14 protein-coding genes and 1 pseudogene are annotated in these 15,575 nt (G+C 54.5%); 13 read left to right on the top strand and 2 right to left on the bottom strand.

All coding sequences use genetic code 11. From position 1 onward, the window contains the following. Nucleotides 1-489 precede the first annotated feature (489 nt). The 10 genes from AFK24_RS04015 (at nt 490) to fabF (ending at nt 12,334) form a co-directional block, all read left to right on the top strand. Nucleotides 490-1,935, top strand: a complete 1,446-nt coding sequence (locus AFK24_RS04015) for an MBL fold metallo-hydrolase RNA specificity domain-containing protein (protein ID WP_065832009.1) — start codon at nt 490-492, stop codon at nt 1,933-1,935. A 25-nt stretch (nt 1,936-1,960) separates the two neighbouring features. Continuing rightward, a complete protein-coding gene (locus AFK24_RS04010; protein ID WP_065832008.1) occupies nt 1,961-3,178 on the top strand; it encodes a lipopolysaccharide biosynthesis protein in 1,218 nt (405 codons plus the stop codon). Then, complete coding sequence (locus AFK24_RS04005) at nt 3,175-4,269, top strand: hypothetical protein (protein WP_080482033.1); 1,095 nt, start codon at nt 3,175-3,177, stop codon at nt 4,267-4,269. The genes AFK24_RS04010 and AFK24_RS04005 overlap by 4 nt, the downstream gene beginning before the upstream one ends. Nucleotide 4,270: 1 nt before the next feature. Then, nucleotides 4,271-5,392: a glycosyltransferase family 4 protein gene (locus tag AFK24_RS04000; RefSeq protein WP_065832007.1), complete on the top strand. Its 1,122-nt coding sequence runs from the start codon at nt 4,271-4,273 to the stop codon at nt 5,390-5,392. Between the two features lie 50 nt (nt 5,393-5,442). Further along, on the top strand, nt 5,443-6,423 hold the full coding sequence (locus AFK24_RS03995) for a UDP-glucose 4-epimerase family protein (RefSeq protein WP_065832085.1): 981 nt from the start codon (nt 5,443-5,445) through the stop codon (nt 6,421-6,423). Then, on the top strand, nt 6,416-7,432 hold the full coding sequence (locus tag AFK24_RS03990) for an MraY family glycosyltransferase (RefSeq protein WP_065832006.1): 1,017 nt from the start codon (nt 6,416-6,418) through the stop codon (nt 7,430-7,432). Before AFK24_RS03995 ends, AFK24_RS03990 begins: the two co-directional genes overlap by 8 nt. Before the next feature lie 111 nt (nt 7,433-7,543). After that, nucleotides 7,544-9,538: a polysaccharide biosynthesis protein gene (locus tag AFK24_RS03985; RefSeq protein ID WP_065832005.1), complete on the top strand. Its 1,995-nt coding sequence runs from the start codon at nt 7,544-7,546 to the stop codon at nt 9,536-9,538. Between the two features lie 167 nt (nt 9,539-9,705). Beyond that, a complete protein-coding gene (locus AFK24_RS03980; RefSeq protein WP_065832004.1) occupies nt 9,706-10,035 on the top strand; it encodes a ComEA family DNA-binding protein in 330 nt (109 codons plus the stop codon). A 195-nt stretch (nt 10,036-10,230) separates the two neighbouring features. Next, on the top strand, nt 10,231-11,028 hold the full coding sequence (locus AFK24_RS03975; protein ID WP_065832003.1) for an SDR family NAD(P)-dependent oxidoreductase: 798 nt from the start codon (nt 10,231-10,233) through the stop codon (nt 11,026-11,028). Nucleotides 11,029-11,059: 31 nt separating this feature from the next. After that, nucleotides 11,060-12,334: a beta-ketoacyl-ACP synthase II gene (fabF, locus tag AFK24_RS03970; protein WP_065832002.1), complete on the top strand. Its 1,275-nt coding sequence runs from the start codon at nt 11,060-11,062 to the stop codon at nt 12,332-12,334. Here the strand turns inward: fabF and AFK24_RS03965 are convergent, their stop codons facing one another. Continuing rightward, entirely contained in the window at nt 12,335-12,898 is a 564-nt protein-coding gene (locus AFK24_RS03965; protein ID WP_065832001.1) for a TetR/AcrR family transcriptional regulator, read from the bottom strand. It lies immediately after the preceding gene. Nucleotides 12,899-13,107: 209 nt separating this feature from the next. Between AFK24_RS03965 and AFK24_RS03960 the strand changes: the two are divergent. Further along, nucleotides 13,108-13,692 (top strand): annotated as a pseudogene (locus AFK24_RS03960) (GNAT family N-acetyltransferase); the annotation flags it as partial. Between the two features lie 54 nt (nt 13,693-13,746). Here AFK24_RS03960 and AFK24_RS03955 read toward each other — a convergent pair. After that, nucleotides 13,747-14,292, bottom strand: coding sequence for an RNA polymerase factor sigma-70 (locus tag AFK24_RS03955; protein ID WP_020289208.1), 546 nt, complete (start codon nt 14,290-14,292; stop codon nt 13,747-13,749). Nucleotides 14,293-14,552: 260 nt separating this feature from the next. Here AFK24_RS03955 and AFK24_RS03950 point away from each other — a divergent pair, with 260 nt between their 5' ends. Together AFK24_RS03950 and AFK24_RS03945 are read left to right on the top strand one after the other, a co-directional pair. Beyond that, nucleotides 14,553-14,771 carry an MbtH family protein gene (locus AFK24_RS03950; protein WP_020289209.1) on the top strand — a complete coding sequence of 73 codons (219 nt, stop codon included), beginning with the start codon at nt 14,553-14,555 and terminating at the stop codon, nt 14,769-14,771. A gap of 1 nt (nt 14,772) precedes the next feature. Further along, entirely contained in the window at nt 14,773-15,537 is a 765-nt protein-coding gene (locus tag AFK24_RS03945; protein WP_065832000.1) for a thioesterase II family protein, read from the top strand. The last annotated feature ends 38 nt before the right edge of the window (nt 15,538-15,575 follow it).

The following is a 15,575-nucleotide window of genomic DNA, read 5'->3' as shown; positions in this document are numbered from 1 at the left end:
TAGTCTGCGTCGTCGGATTCTGAAATCTCGGAATCCTCCCAAGATGTCTCCGGGCTGTGCTTCATCTCCGGATCTGATCGGATTTCCGGCAAAAATTATTTGCTTGACCAGCATCTGTCTGCGAAAGACCTACTGCCTTTGTGGCGGATTTCATCAAGTCTTGTAGGAGCTTTCTTCTAAATTGCTCAGAAAGATAATTGATGCTTGTAAGGCTTTGTAACTTGGTTATACGGCATATACGTTTACCCCTTTGTTTACGGGGTTGGATGTTTATTTCGTATCTGACTTGGCTAATACACGGTGTTGTCAACCCAGTTGCAATAAATCTGCCCGCGAGCAGAATGCACCTCATTCCCTATATAGACGAGCGTGGTTGAACTAATCGAAGTTTGTTTGAAATGCCCCTGAGCGCATGTATCTGCACGACGGCATTTTGGCTTGCTGCGAGGAATCGAACCTATCGCTGAGTCAGGATTGAAGAGGTCATTCATGCAGTATCCCCAAATCACTCACCATGGCGCCGTTGCAAGTGTTACTGGCTCATGTCATGAGTTGTATATGGATGAACATCACAGCCTGCTCGTCGATTGTGGGGCTTTGTTGGAGTCTGTTGACGGAAAAGACCCATCCGCTGTTAATTCCATTCAGTTTGCCCTAGACACCGTAAAGGTGTTGGTACTAACCCATGTGCATGCCGACCATGTGGGTCGCATTCCTGAGTTGCTAGCTGCCGGGTACAGTGGTCCCATTCTCTGTAGCGAACCTTCTGCTCATCTATTGCCAGTTGTCCTGCAAGATGCTTTCAGTCACCAGTTTGGTCGTTCTGCAGAAGAGCTGGAAGACTACCTGACTATTATCAACAAACGAATAGTCGCACTACCGTTTGACCGATGGTTCACGATCGTCGAAACCGACCAATTGGTATGCAGCGTTCGCCTGCAGCGAGCAGGGCATATTCTGGGCTCTGCGTATGTTGAGTGCGATATCAATTACCCGCTAGAGATGCGTAACAAGCGTGTAGTGTTTTCCGGCGACCTGGGTTCAAGCCATACACCCTTCTTGCCAAGCCCCAAGTCGCCCGAGCGGGCTGACATACTGGTATTGGAAAGCACCTATGGTGATCGTCTGCATGAAGATCGCGCCAGCCGACAGCAAAGGCTCGAGGCGGTTATAGATCAAGCCTTGGCCGATAACGGCACGGTATTGATTCCGGCGTTCAGCATCGGCCGCACGCAAGAGTTGCTGTACGAAATCGAAGACATCCTGCGACGTAAAGCGCTTGCCGATGCGCCTTTTCCCGCAGATCCTGAAGGCATCGAAGCCGGCCCAGCGGCGGGGTGGTCGCAATTGCCAGTCATTCTGGATTCTCCCCTCGCAGCAAGCTTCACCAGGATATACAGGGACTTCAATGACTACTGGGATGCCGAAGCTCAGGAACGACTGAGCGAAGGGCGTAGACCCCTGGCGTTCGGACAGTTGATCACCATCGACAGCCACGACAAGCATCTGCAGGTCGTCAACTATCTATCCAGTACCAAACGCCCAGCGATTGTCATTGCAGGCCACGGCATGTGCGCAGGCGGCCGAATCGTCAATTATCTCAAGGCGATGCTGGGCGATAGCCGGCACAACGTCATATTCGTCGGCTATCAAGTCAAAGGCACACCCGGAGCAACCATTCAGAAGTACGGACCGCAGGATGGCTACGTCGAGCTGGATCGGGAGCGTTTCGCAATCAATGCTGGCGTGACCACAGTTGGCGGGTACTCCGCGCATGCCGATCAGGGGGAGTTGATCGAGTTTGTTACGGGTATGAGTGAATGGCCCGAAGAGGTGAGGCTGGTGCATGGTGAAAAAAAGGCCAAGCACGCGCTGAGTCTGTCGCTCCAACGGAAATACGCAACTAAAAAATACGCCTTAACAATAGTCAGCTGATTGCGCCTTACGACGGGAATAACCGATGTTCTTGAATCTGGCCGTAGTTTATACGTTGAGGGTGATCTCCGGACTGGGAACATTGCTTGCCATCGTACTTATCGATAGGGCGTATGGGAGTGATGAGATTGCTCAATATTCCATTTTCATGTTCTTATTCAATCTTGCAACGGTATTGGCTGTATGGGGCAGTAACGTCGTTGCAGTTGATAAGAATAGTGAAGCCGGCAGAGCCAATAAGGTAACGCAGATAGACATTGGGCATAAATTGCTAGACGGGCTAGTCGCTTCCGCTGGCATCTACTTGATATTGAGTACCTCAACTTATTGGAATGCAGGTCTTTTGGCAGTGATACCTCTCGGCGTTGCCGGCCTGATCGCTGCGATGCTGATTGTTCGCAATCGACCCGCGGAAGCTATCATCTGCAATGAATTTGGTCGCGCCTTCGTTCCATTGTTGGCCATGTTTGTGATGTTGAGCCAAGAAACTATACCGTTTGGAATGCTGGTTGATACGTCGTATCTGGTTCTGTTTATTATGCTTCCTCTGCTGCTTTTTTATGCACATCGCAATCCATGCTGGAGTGTCAGCTATAACATTAGACTTGCTGCCTGGCTGGCTGAAAAAAGATATGCGATACCTATCGTGCTACCGCAAATACTGATTGTTGTGGTCGCACAATCAGACAGATTTGTCATTGAACAATGGGGAAGTGCCAGAGAGCTAGCATCCTACTTTGCCGCCCAGGCGCTTTATACCGTTGTGTTGTTTGGCTCCCACGCAGTCTTGAATTCAGTCATGCCTGATATCGCCAAGGTGGCCGCGCAAAATTCCGGATCGCTACGCCCGGAAGGACGATTGGCGTTAAAGGTGTCGGTCCTACTCAGTGTCTTGTTGATTCCTGCTGCGTATATCTACTTCGGCCTGATCGACATTGATCGCGCGGTTGCAATGCGGGTACTGGTGGTTCTCATTGTCGGAGGACTCATTTCGTCAATGTTCGGGATTGGAGTGTCCGCCATGCAGTTTTGTCAAAATAAAAATAAATACTTGTTTTTAGTGATGCTGGGCTTGATTTCTCAATACTTGACAATTTTCCTATTGTTCGAACACTTTGGTGTGTACGCAGTTGCGTTGGGATTTGTCGCCTACAGTGCGGTGACAGCGTGCATAGCTGGAATCTATTGGATGAATAAAAGAATTCCGGTAAGTCCGTTTGGTAAAAGAGGCGTAATTTCATGATCGCCTCAAGAGTCATGGCAAGATGTCCGAATGTTTACGTATTGCGTAGGCTCATTGTTTTATTACTACTATTGAAGCTCGCCGTTTTACTCTACGCCTCAAATTTTGGACTGGTGGTGTTTGGACAAGGTAACGACGCTGACTATTATCACCAGCATGCAACTGGGGGCGTGAAGTTAGCGGTAAATTCGTGGGCCGGGTTTCTAAGATGGCTCAATGAAATAGGGCTATATTCTCGCGAGGTGGTGAGGTTTACCATTTGGGGGCTCGGGGCCGTGGCCGTTCCATTTCTCGCAGCCGCAGTCGCTGTCCGGAATAAGGCTGCTCACCCCAAAGAATATTGGTGTGTTGTTTTGGTGGCTAGCCTGTATCCGACGCTTTTCTATTACGCGCTGGATATCTATCGCGATGTTCTGATGTGCTGCCTGTTTTTACTTGCTTTGTACCTCTTGCAGATGATTCATGGTTCTAAATCTAGGGTAAGTAGATTCTCGACCCTGGCGGTGCTGCTGGCTGTCTGTGGTGTGTTGTTTTTGATGCGTCCCTATCTGGGTGTGAGTCTAATTGTCAGTTTGATTTATTGGTTTCTGTCGAGTGTTCGTCGTTGGGAGGTGTGGGTCTTTGGTGGTTTGTATATCGTTGGATTGAACCTGGCTTATGCCTCCGGGTTGCTCGATAGCATTATGGTCTACCGGGCCAAGTTTGGTGTGGAGTTATTAGGTGCAAGCAATTTAAATATCGCCTTCGACTCGCCCTATTGGTTTATCCCGACGTTTTTGAAAAGTGTACTGGTCCAGCTCTTCGGATTGTACTTTTACGGATTTATGCCCGCGATGCTTTTTTTTGTCGAGAGTGTGCCGTTGATCATGGGCGTGGTTTATGTATGCAGAAACTGGCGATTCGCCGATGAGTTGACGAAATTCCTCTGCGTTTTCTTTGTGGTCTACGGGTCGATCTGGCTGTTGGGAAACGACAACATGGGTACGGCTGTCAGGTTGCGGATGTTTAATTACATTGCCATCTTGTTGTGTGTGGTAGTTATCTACATACGAAAGAAAGTCAGTCCAAATTACAATTGTCAAGATCGCTGATATGAAAGTTGCGTTGATTGGAACGACAGCCGCCTGCGTATTGAATTTTCGCGCAGATTTTATTGCTTTACTGGTCCAGAAAGGCCATACAGTTTATGCGTTTGCAATTGACTATTGTCCGGCTACGCGGCGTGGCGTAGTTGATCTAGGTGCTATACCTGTTGATTACCAATTCAGCAGGGGAGGGATGAATCCGTTTGGCGATGTGATAAATACCTACAAACTTTCACGGCAAATAAAGTCCATTGCGCCAGACATGGTTTTTTCCTATTTTGCCAAGCCCGTGGTTTTCGGAACCCTCGCGGCGGCGTTTGCCGGTGTTCGAAGGCGAATCGGCATGCTTGAAGGGTTGGGTTACGCCTTTACCCGTTGTTCCAATAAACCGTGTATGAAAAGAAACGTCATCATCCTGATCCAGGTTGCGTTGTACAGATTGGCGCTACCGCTACTGAGTAATCTGATATTCCTGAATCGAGATGATCCCAAAGATTTGCTTGATCGGTACCGTTTGAAAGTCAAAGAAGTAAGTATTTTAGGTGGCATCGGGCTGAATCTACAGAAATATACCTATTCAAAGCCCCCGTCCTCCGTGGTCAGCTTTATCTTTGTAGGCCGGCTTCTGGCTGAAAAGGGGGTGCGGGAGTACGTCGCGGCGGCACGACTGGTAAAACTCAAGTATCCCGAAGCCAAGTTTTTTATGTTGGGTGATTTGGACGAAGCCAATCCCGGCGCGCTTTCTCGAGGGGAGCTTACACAGTTGGTTCACAAGGGGATCGTTATTCATCCCGGTCATGTTGACGACGTGCGCGGCTGGCTTAAGCAATCAAGTGTCTTTGTCTTGCCATCCTATCGAGAGGGGGTTCCCCGGAGTACCCAGGAAGCAATGGCGATAGGTCGGCCGGTAATTACTACAGACGTGCCCGGCTGTAGGGACACCGTCGTCGATGGAGAAAATGGATTTATTATTCCGCCATTTTCGGTCCCCGACCTGGTAGATAAGATGGTCTTTTTTATCGAAAATCCAGATCGGATCGAACCCATGGGGCTGGAAAGCTATAGCATGGCCAAAGCCCGATTTGATGCAGTAAAAGTGAACGCGAAGCTTGTTGAATATTTCAATTGAGTTTTGAAGTCCTGTCGGTAACATCCCTCAAATTTCCAGAGTACGGTTTCATGGTTGGTAAAACGACATTGATTGGCATTACTGGCGCGACAGGATTTGTCGGTGGTGCCGTTTCGCGTCATTTGTCCGCTCGCTCCGAATTTTCGGTACGTGTCGCCGTACGTGGAGATTGTGCCGAACCCGATAATGCTGTGGAAGTTGTAACGATCAAATCAATCGAGCCGGACGCTCAGTGGAACAGTTTTGTAGAGGGCGTGGACGTTGTCATCCACGCCGCCGCCCGCGTCCACGTAATGAACGATACCTCGCAAGACCCTGAAGCAGAGTATCTGCGCATCAACGTAGCCGGAACGCTGAACCTTGCCGACCAGGCTGCGGCTGCTGGCGTGAAGCGTTTTATCTTCATCAGTTCAATCAAGGTAAACGGCGACGCAACAGCATCAACCAAACCCTTTAGCGCCGATCAGCCCGCCAATCCTTCTGATCCTTATGGCGTCTCCAAGGCCAGGGCTGAACAAGCACTTCGAGAACTCGCCGCGCGTACGGGCATGGAAGTGGTCATCATTCGTCCGGTTCTGGTTTACGGCCCGGGCGTCAAGGCCAACTTCCTGAGCATGATGCGCTGGCTCGACAAAGGTGTCCCGCTGCCGCTGGGTGCCATCAACAATCGGCGCAGTCTGGTTGCCCTGGATAATCTGGTGGATCTGATCGTCACCTGCATTCGACATCCGGCCGCAGCCAACCAGACGTTTCTGGTCAGCGACGGCAATGATCTGTCCACGACGGGGCTACTAAGACAAATGGCCAAGGCCTTGGGCGAGCCGGCACGCTTGATCCCGGTGCCGATGTGGTTGCTGACGACAGTCGCCTCGCTATTGGGGCGGCGAGCTTTTTCACAAAGACTCTGCGGTTCCCTGCAGGTCGATATAACCAAAACCTGTACGATGCTCGGCTGGACGCCTCCGGTCAGTGTCGAAGAAGCCATGAAGAAGACTGCGCAGTATTATCTGGAACATAAAAACGATGAGTGAGTGGTGGTGGGTTGTATTGGCGGTGTTGTTGTCGCTGACGCTGACGGCTGGCCTTCGTCGCTACGCGCTTTCGCAAAGTTTGATGGATGTGCCCAACGCCCGTAGTTCGCATTCGGTGCCTACGCCACGTGGGGGCGGTGTTTCTATCGTTGTTACCTTTCTCCTGGCGCTGGTCTTTCTGGGTATTCAGCAAAAACTGCCTACTGCCGCGCTAATAGCGATAGCAGGCGCGGGCGCTTTGGTTGCGGTGATCGGCTTCATGGATGATCACGGGCACATTGCCGCGCGTTGGCGGTTGCTTGGTCATTTTGCTGCTGCGGCATGGGCGCTGTTTTGGCTGGACGGTCTGGCACCACTTGATTTTTTTGGCGTGCAGGTCGATCTCGGTTTTGTCGGTAACATTCTCGCGGCCTTCTATCTTGTATGGATGCTTAATCTCTACAACTTCATGGATGGCATCGACGGCATTGCCAGTATTGAAGCGTTGAGCGTTTGCTGTGGTGCGAGCTTCATTTACCTGATGTGCGGTTTTACCGAGCTGATCTGGATGCCGATGCTGCTGGCGGCGGCCGTTGCCGGGTTTCTGTTCTGGAATTTTCCGCCAGCTAAAATCTTCATGGGCGACGCAGGCAGCGGATTTCTAGGCGTCGTGTTGGGAGTGGCGTCGCTGCAGGCCGGTTGGGTTTCATCTCAGCTATTCTGGGCATGGTTGATTTTGCTGGGAGTGTTCATTGTCGATGCGACCTTCACGCTCATCCGGCGTTTGTTGCGCGGGGACAAGGTCTACGAAGCCCATCGCAGTCATGCTTATCAATTCGCGTCACGGCGGTACGGTCGGCACCTCCCAGTCACGCTGGCAGTGGGCTTGATTAACGTGCTGTGGCTGCTACCCGTAGCGTTATGGGTGGCGACCTCCGGAATTGACGGGCTGTTGGGAATTTGCATTGCATACGTGCCGCTGGTGTTGCTGGCAGTCAAATTCAGTGCAGGCGCGCTCGAGCGCGATTGACAGCGCGGCACCCTGGCTTTTCAGATAAATTGAAACAATTCCGTGTTTGCGTAACAGTTCAAATTCGTTGTGTCGAAACAAGAGGGGTAGCAAGAGGTGCGGGAAGGAGTCATGAACACGTTACGGAATTTTTTAGTGGCGTTGCCACGTCGACAAAAGCGTGTAATTCAGGTCGCCACTGATGTTGTGTTGGTCTGGTTTGCGCTTTGGATGGCGTTCGTCGTTCGTCTGGGAATCGACGATCTGGTCAATCCACTGGAAAAGCATACGTGGCTGTTCATCAGCGCGCCGATTGTCGCTATCCCGCTGTTTATCCGGTTCGGGATGTACCGCGCTGTCATGCGCTATTTCGGCAATGATGCGTTGATAGCGATCATCAAGGCTGTCAGCCTTTCCGCTCTTATTCTGGGTTGCATCGTTTACTCCTACAGCAATCATCAGCCTGTGGTGCCGCGCTCCATCATGTTCAACTATTGGTGGCTGAGCCTGGTGATGATCGGCGGGCTACGCCTGGCGATGCGCCAATATTTCCTCGGCGACTGGTTTTCTGCCGCGCAGCATGTCCCGTTTACCAACCGTGATGACGGCCTGCCCAAGGTTGCGATCTATGGCGCGGGCGCAGCGGGCAATCAATTGGTCGCTGCCCTGCGAATGGGGCGGCTGATGCGGCCCGTGGCATTTATCGATGACGACGAATCCATCTCCAATCGCGTGATTTCCGGACTGCAGGTCTACAAGCCCAAGCACATCCAGCGCATGATCGAGGTCACTGGCGCTCAGGAAATATTACTGGCGATCCCGTCATCGACCCGTGGCCGGCGTCGTGAGGTTCTGGGTTATCTGGAAGGCTTTCCGCTGCACGTGCGCAGCGTACCCGGCTTCATGGATCTGGCGGCAGGCCGGGTCAAGGTTGACGACCTCCAGGAAGTGGACATCGCCGACCTGCTCGGACGCGATTCGGTACCCGCCCAGGAGGAATTGCTGGAGCGCTGCATCAAAGGCCAGGTGGTGCTGGTGACTGGGGCCGGTGGGTCGATCGGCTCCGAACTGTGTCGACAGATTCTGTTGCTTGGGCCAACGACGCTGCTGTTGTTCGATCACAGTGAGTTCAACCTATACACCATCCTTTCCGAGCTTGAGCAGCGGGTTGCGCGCGAGTCTCTGTCGGTGAAGTTGTTGCCGATTCTGGGGTCGGTACGTAACCACCCCAAGTTGCTGGACATCATGAAAACCTGGCATGTGGCAACGGTTTATCACGCCGCAGCGTATAAGCACGTGCCCATGGTCGAGCATAATATTGCCGAAGGAGTGATCAACAATGTCGTGGGTACGCTTAACACTGCCCAGGCGGCACTGCAGGCAGGTGTTGCGAATTTTGTACTGATTTCCACCGACAAGGCTGTCCGGCCAACCAATGTCATGGGCAGTACCAAGCGTCTGGCTGAACTGACCCTGCAAGCCCTGAGCCGCGAAACAGCGCCGGTAATGTTCGGTGACAAGGGTAATGTTTATCAGGTCAACAAAACCCGTTTCATCATGGTTCGTTTTGGCAATGTCCTGGGCTCATCGGGCTCGGTCATTCCGCTGTTCCATAAGCAAATCCAGTCCGGCGGACCGTTGACGGTCACGCACCCTAAAATTACCCGTTACTTCATGACTATTCCGGAAGCCGCCCAGCTGGTAATCCAGGCCGGTTCCATGGGGCAGGGCGGCGATGTGTTCGTTCTGGACATGGGCGAGCCCGTGAAGATCGTCGAGCTAGCAGAGAAGATGGTGCATTTGTCAGGCCTGAGTATTCGGTCCGAGAAGAATCCCCACGGCGATATCTTGATTGAATTCACCGGATTGCGTCCAGGCGAAAAGTTGTACGAAGAGTTGCTGATCGGCGATAACGTGGTGTCAACCGAGCACCCGATGATCATGAGCGCTCACGAGGACTATCTGTCTTGGGAAGTATTGAAGGTGCGCCTCTCTCAACTTCTTACAGCCGTTGAAGACGATGATTACACCGCCGTCAGACAACAACTCAGGGAAACCGTCAGTGGTTATTCGCCAGACGGAGAAATTGTTGACTGGATATATCAGGAACGTCGCGGCGAATTCTGATAGGGGATAGATCGGCGAACTAGTCTATTTACTTGTAAGTTATTTTTACAACTGATTAAAGTAATAACTCGAAACTCTTGTCGCCTTTGACAGCTTCAGTTCATCAACTAATTTGAATGAGCGACTTTGGAAAGTTGCTAACTTTAATGATGTTATGGAGCCTGCTAATGCGTAAGTCTTTTCTGTCCTCGCTGTTGTTTGCTTTGCTAACCAGTGCCTCGGTCGCGGTTACAGCCGCGCCGACACCGCCTGCAACAATGGATGCGCCAAAAGTGGCGAGCGCGCAGCAACAGATGACCGATAAGGTCAATATCAACACCGCCGATGCGGAAACGCTTCAAAAACAGCTGTCCGGTATTGGCATGGGCAAAGCCAATGCCATCGTTGCCTACCGCGAGACCAATGGCGAATTCACGTCGGTTGATGAGCTCATTGAAGTGAAGGGCATCGGCAAAGCCATTCTGGAAAAGAACCGTGAAAAGCTCGTGGTTCAGTAAAACGTCCTGATCCCCAGTCCTGCCCGGCCGATCAATGATCGGCCGTCTCGCTCCCGCCTCGTCGCAACCCCTTCCGTCATCCCCGTCGCTCCAAAACTCTCAACCCGCTTGACATGATGAATGTCGACCGACATACAATACGTTTAAATTACGGTCATAATTTAATTGCAGCGCCCTTGAGGCCGGAGAATCGAGATGACTTCAGTTAATACAAAGGGTACGGCACTGATCACCGGGGCATCGTCGGGTATAGGAGCGGTCTATGCAGATCGGCTCGCCAAACGCGGCTTCGACCTGCTTCTGGTTGCCAGGGATCAAGCCCGGCTCGAAGCCCTGGCTGCGCGGTTGCGTGCAGAAAGCGGGGTCAAAGTGGAGGTGCTCAAGGCTGACCTGACCGACCGCGCCGAGTTATCGGTGGTTGAAAATCGCCTGCGTGACGATGCGTCGATTACCTTGCTGTTGAACAACGCGGGCGTGGCGTTCACTGGCACCCTGGCCGAGGCGGACTCGAGTGGTCTGGACACCTTGATCCAGCTGAATATTGTCGCCTTGACCCGCCTGGCTTCCGCTGCCGCCGCCGGGTTCGGCAGGCAGGGACGTGGCGCGATCATCAATCTTGGGTCGGTCGTCGCGATGATGCCCGAGACCTTCAATGGCGCCTATGCGGCCACCAAGGCTTACGTCTTGAGTCTGACCCAGTCCCTTAATGCCGAAGTCAGCCCGCTCGGCATTCAAGTGCAAGCCGTTTTGCCTGGCGCTACCCGTACCGAAATCTGGGAGCGCAGCGGCCTGGACCTGAACAAGTTTCCTCAGGAAATGATCATGGACGTCACCGAAATGGTGGATGCCGCTCTTGCCGGTTTTGATCAGGCCGAACTGGTGACCATCCCTTCCTTGCCCGACGCCGCAGACTGGAATGCAGTCCTGTCCGCGCGCCTTGCTCTTGGCCCTAACCTGTCTCTGAGTCGCGCAGCCGCTCGTTACAAAGGCTGAACCTTTAGATGAAAACCAGGAGAACGAGCGTATGAGTGGTCACCGAATCGTCGTCACCGGCATGGGCCTTGTCACGCCTCTGGGCTGCGGGGTCGAACCTGTCTGGCAACGTTTGCTGGCAGGTCGTTCCGGCATCGTCAGGCTGGCCGAGGAGGTTGTTGCTGATCTGCCAGGCAAAGTCGGCGGCCGTGTGCCGTTGTTGGAGGAAGATGCCGAAGCGGGCTTCGATGCTGATTGGGCAGTGGCTGCCAAAGAGCAGAAAAAGATGGATCGTTTCATCCTCTTCGCCCTCGCCGCAGCCAAGCAAGCCATCGCGCAGGCCGGCTGGGCGCCGGACACGCTGCACGCCCAGGAGCGCACGGCGACGATCATCGGTTCAGGAATCGGCGGTTTTGTGTCCATCGCGGATGCGGTGCGCACCACTGATACACGCGGACCGCGACGTCTTTCGCCGTTTACGATTCCGTCTTTCCTGGTCAATCTTGCGGCGGGTCACGTCTCCATCCAGCACGGTTTCAAAGGTCCGCTCGGTGCGCCGGTTACCGCTTGCGCGGCGGGTGTGCAGGCCATCGGCGATGCGGCGCGGATGATTCGCTGCGGCGAGGCGGACATCGCCATCTGCGGCGGGGCGGAAGCGGCAATCGACCGGGTCAGCCTTGCGGGGTTTGCTGCAGCGCGGGCGCTGTCCAGCGGCTTCAACGAAACGCCCGAGCGTGCTTCGCGACCTTTCGACCGGGATCGTGACGGTTTCGTCATGGGCGAAGGTGCCGGGATTCTGGTGATTGAATCGTTGGAGCATGCGCTGGCCCGTGGCGCCACGCCGATTGTCGAACTGGTCGGGTACGGCACCAGTGCCGATGCCTACCATTTGACCGCAGGACCGGAGGATGGCAGCGGCGCTCAGCGTTCCATGCAGACGGCAATTCGCCAGGCGGGCATTGAGCCTGCGCAGATCCAGCACCTGAACGCGCACGCCACGTCGACCCCGGTGGGGGATAAAGGTGAAATGGCGGCGATCAAGGCGGTGTTTGGCGATCAGAACTCAGTCGCGGTGACCTCGACCAAATCCGCAACCGGGCACTTGCTCGGCGCTGCGGGCGGCATTGAAGCGATCTTCACTGCTTTGGCGATTCGCGATCAGATAGCGCCAGCGACGCTCAACTTTGATAATCCTGACGAGGCTGCGCACGGGTTGGACATCGTGCACGGCGCGGCGCGGCCAATGGCGATCGAATATGCCTTGTCCAACGGGTTCGGCTTTGGGGGCGTCAACGCCAGCGTACTGTTTCGCCGCTGGCGTGACTGATCACGCCTCGCTCGGGGTCTTCTTCAACCATTCCCGGGCAGTTGCCAGGATCCGGTCCGACAGTTCCGGGTCCTGCACGCTGCGTGACAACATCAGCGCGCCGACCATCGTCGACATCATCATCATGCTCTGCGCTTCGGCATCAGGGCCGGACAGGGTGTTCTTGAGGGAATCCAGTCGGGCGAGAATCAGTTCGTCAGTGATCGGGCTGGGTTGACCGCGCTGTCCCAGTTCGCAGGACATGGTCGGCAGCGGGCAGCCTTTATCGGGGTTGCTGCGATGGCTTTCGGATAAATACAAATCGATGTATTTCTCCAGCGCGTTCTCTTCAGCGAAAACCGGTGCGGTGCGCTCACGGGACTCATCCACCGCGCAGCGCAGGGCTTTTTCCACCAGATCGTCCTTGGATTTGAAGTGCGCGTAAAAGCCGCCATGGGTCAGGCCCAAGGCCTTCATCAAAGGTTGCAGACCTGTTGCGCCAATGCCGTCGCGACGAAAACGCGCCGACGCCTCATGCAGAATGCGTTGATGAGTTTGGGCTTTGTGATCCTGTGCGTAACGCATGCTGAGCCTCCCGACCTGGCGCGTTAAATGGTGGTCGACATTTTCACATGGATGCGCCAGCCGATGCAGCATTCATTTCTGTTCCCGGCCAACGGTCGGTCGACGCCGCTAAATTTCTCCGCGCGACTGACGTTTTCTCATGAATACGTCTTTTTTCGTGAGCCCGGAACATGCCCTCTCTATTGCCCCAGACTCCATTGCAATTGATTCGACCGCCCAAGCCGAGTGGTGAAGTCTATCGACGTTTCGACGCGCGTCTCAGCAGCTGGATTTCCTTGCGCACCCTCGACATCAATGAAGATCTTGAGCGCTTCAACCGCTGGCAAAACAACCCGCGCGTCGAGGCGTTCTGGCAGGAAAGCGGCACGCCGGAACAGCACCGCGCGTATTTGCTCAAGCAGCAGGCCGATCCGCATACCGTGACCTTGATCGGCTGCTTCGACGATGAGCCGTTTGCTTACTTCGAGGTGTACTGGGCGCTGGAGGATCGCATCGCGCCGTTCTATGCCGCGGCCGAGTTTGATCGGGGCGTTCACATGCTGGTCGGCGAAGAACACCATCGTGGTCCGCACAAGGTTGCCAGTTGGCTGTCGGCGTTATTGCACTACGTGTTTGGCGACGATGCGCGCACTCGGCGGATTGTGTCGGAGCCGCGCGCGGACAACGCAAAAATGATCGGCTACATGCAGGCGCAGGGTTTTATCCGCGAGAAAGAGTTCGACTTCCCGCACAAACGCGCGGCACTCATGAGCCTGGATCGCGAGCGCTTTTTTGCGCAATGCGACTGGCTGTAATGGGGAAGGGTGGACGGTGCGCAGCGCGGGCAGGGATGACCTGCCCGATAGCTGTCAGCGACGAAGAGCGCGGGGTTCCTGGCGGGACACCTTGCGGCAATGCACCAGGGCATCGCGGATCATGAAGTTCACCAGGGTCGGTGACACGCCCAGTTCCTTGGCGATGTCTTTTTGCGGAACACCGTGCAGACGATACATTTCAAAAGCATACCGGGTACGGCTCGGCAGCTCGGTCAAGGCATCGGCAATGGTTTCCAGGGTCGTGAAGTTGATGTGCGAGGTTTCAGGAGATGCGCCGTGGATGACCACATTCAGTCCTTCTTCCTCGCTGCCTGAATACTTCTGTTCCAAGGCCTGTTTGCGATAGTGATCGATCGCCAGATTGCGCACGATCTGGAACAGGTAGCTCAGTTGCGCCTTGATCGACGAAGTGATCTGCGGTGCGGATTGCAGGCGGAAGTAGGCATCCTGCACGACGTCTTCAGCCCTTGATCGACAACCGGTAATCCGGGCAGCGATTTTGACCAGGATAAGGCGGTTTTCTACGAACGCCTGGAGTAACGGTGAATCGCACGTACTTGTGGATAATTGTTCCGGCATGGAAATCACCTTGCAGCAATGGGCAGCTGAAGCTTTGTAGGAGAAACCCCCTACACACCGGGCAACAAATTAGGCTGGATGATAATTATTGTCAATTGAGAAATATAACTAACCGCAAGTTTTACTGCTGGCTTTCTGATGGCTCGTGGGCCGCGCAGACTTGGCAGAACCACCTGTTACTAATTAATTCGCAATCCCATCCGTTCTCCTTGGTGACAGTGCCGGCTCACCGCCCGGCTCCCATGCAGCAGGAGAATGACATGGTATTTGATCGCGAAGACCTCACCTTCCAAGTGGTGTGCAATCACGAAGAGCAGTACTCCATCTGGCCCGACTACAAGGCGATCCCCAATGGCTGGCGGGCGGTTGGCATGAAAGGCCTGAAGAAGGAATGCCTGGAATATATCGAGCAGCACTGGACGGACATGCGCCCGTTGAGCCTGCGACAGAAGATGGATCAGGACAAAGTGGTGGCCTGAAGTGAGCGCCTTCAACAGCTTGCGCCTGTTCTGCCTGCCGTATTCCGGCGCCAGCGCCATGGTTTACAGCCGCTGGCGAAGGGCATTGCCGCAATGGCTTGAAGTTCATCCGCTGGAATTGCCGGGACGCGGCATGCGCATGAACGAGCCGTTGCATACCGATATTCGAGGCCTGGCCAGGCAGCTGGCGCGGGAAGTCAGCCAGCAATGTACCCGGACGCCGGATCAGCATTACGCCCTGTTTGGTCACAGTCTCGGTGGGCTGCTGGCCTACGAGCTGGCCCACGCGCTGGACGATCTGGGCGCGCCTGCGCCGTTATGCCTGTTCACCTCGGCTACTGCTGGCCCGGCGCGGCGTGATGTCAGCGAATACCGCGTTGCCAAGACCGACGCCGAGCTCATCGAGCGCTTGCGAACCCTGCAAGGCACCTCCGAGGACGCGTTGGCCAACCGCGATTTGATGGAGCTGATGCTGCCCATTCTCCGCGCCGACTTCCTGTTGTGCGGCAGCTTTGAATACCTGCCGCGCGAACCGCTGCCGATGCCGGTCCATGTGTTCGGCGGCAAGCAAGACAGCGTGGGGGTTGAAGAACTGCTCGATTGGCAGGATGAAACCACCGTCGGATTCTCTCTGGACATGTTCGAAGGCCATCACTTTTTTCTGCAGAAACAGGAAGGCGCGTTGCTGCGTTGTCTGCGGCGCTATGCCGAGCAGCATCTGGCGCGTGCCAGCCGCCAACGCTCACCCGCCGCAGCGGCCAGCTGATTCACACCGCGATACCCGGCGCGCATTCGGCGCGCCCA

Source organism: Pseudomonas syringae (assembly GCF_001698815.1).
Taxonomy (GTDB): Bacteria; Pseudomonadota; Gammaproteobacteria; order Pseudomonadales; family Pseudomonadaceae; genus Aquipseudomonas; species Aquipseudomonas syringae_A.
Note: the sequence above shows the minus strand (reverse complement) of the source record. Positions and strands in the feature narration are given on the sequence as shown.

What these genes read in the sequence shown, in the direction of transcription:
- AFK24_RS04015 (WP_065832009.1), top strand. Translation starts at nt 490, where the DNA reads ATGCAGTATCCCCAAATCACTCACCATGGCGCCGTTGCAAGTGTTACT.
- AFK24_RS04010 (WP_065832008.1), top strand. Translation starts at nt 1,961, where the DNA reads ATGTTCTTGAATCTGGCCGTAGTTTATACGTTGAGGGTGATCTCCGGA.
- AFK24_RS04005 (WP_080482033.1), top strand. Translation starts at nt 3,175, where the DNA reads ATGATCGCCTCAAGAGTCATGGCAAGATGTCCGAATGTTTACGTATTG.
- AFK24_RS04000 (WP_065832007.1), top strand. Translation starts at nt 4,271, where the DNA reads ATGAAAGTTGCGTTGATTGGAACGACAGCCGCCTGCGTATTGAATTTT.
- AFK24_RS03995 (WP_065832085.1), top strand. Translation starts at nt 5,443, where the DNA reads ATGGTTGGTAAAACGACATTGATTGGCATTACTGGCGCGACAGGATTT.
- AFK24_RS03990 (WP_065832006.1), top strand. Translation starts at nt 6,416, where the DNA reads ATGAGTGAGTGGTGGTGGGTTGTATTGGCGGTGTTGTTGTCGCTGACG.
- AFK24_RS03985 (WP_065832005.1), top strand. Translation starts at nt 7,544, where the DNA reads ATGAACACGTTACGGAATTTTTTAGTGGCGTTGCCACGTCGACAAAAG.
- AFK24_RS03980 (WP_065832004.1), top strand. Translation starts at nt 9,706, where the DNA reads ATGCGTAAGTCTTTTCTGTCCTCGCTGTTGTTTGCTTTGCTAACCAGT.
- AFK24_RS03975 (WP_065832003.1), top strand. Translation starts at nt 10,231, where the DNA reads ATGACTTCAGTTAATACAAAGGGTACGGCACTGATCACCGGGGCATCG.
- fabF (WP_065832002.1), top strand. Translation starts at nt 11,060, where the DNA reads ATGAGTGGTCACCGAATCGTCGTCACCGGCATGGGCCTTGTCACGCCT.
- AFK24_RS03965 (WP_065832001.1), bottom strand. Translation starts at nt 12,898, where the DNA reads ATGCGTTACGCACAGGATCACAAAGCCCAAACTCATCAACGCATTCTG.
- AFK24_RS03955 (WP_020289208.1), bottom strand. Translation starts at nt 14,292, where the DNA reads ATGCCGGAACAATTATCCACAAGTACGTGCGATTCACCGTTACTCCAG.
- AFK24_RS03950 (WP_020289209.1), top strand. Translation starts at nt 14,553, where the DNA reads ATGGTATTTGATCGCGAAGACCTCACCTTCCAAGTGGTGTGCAATCAC.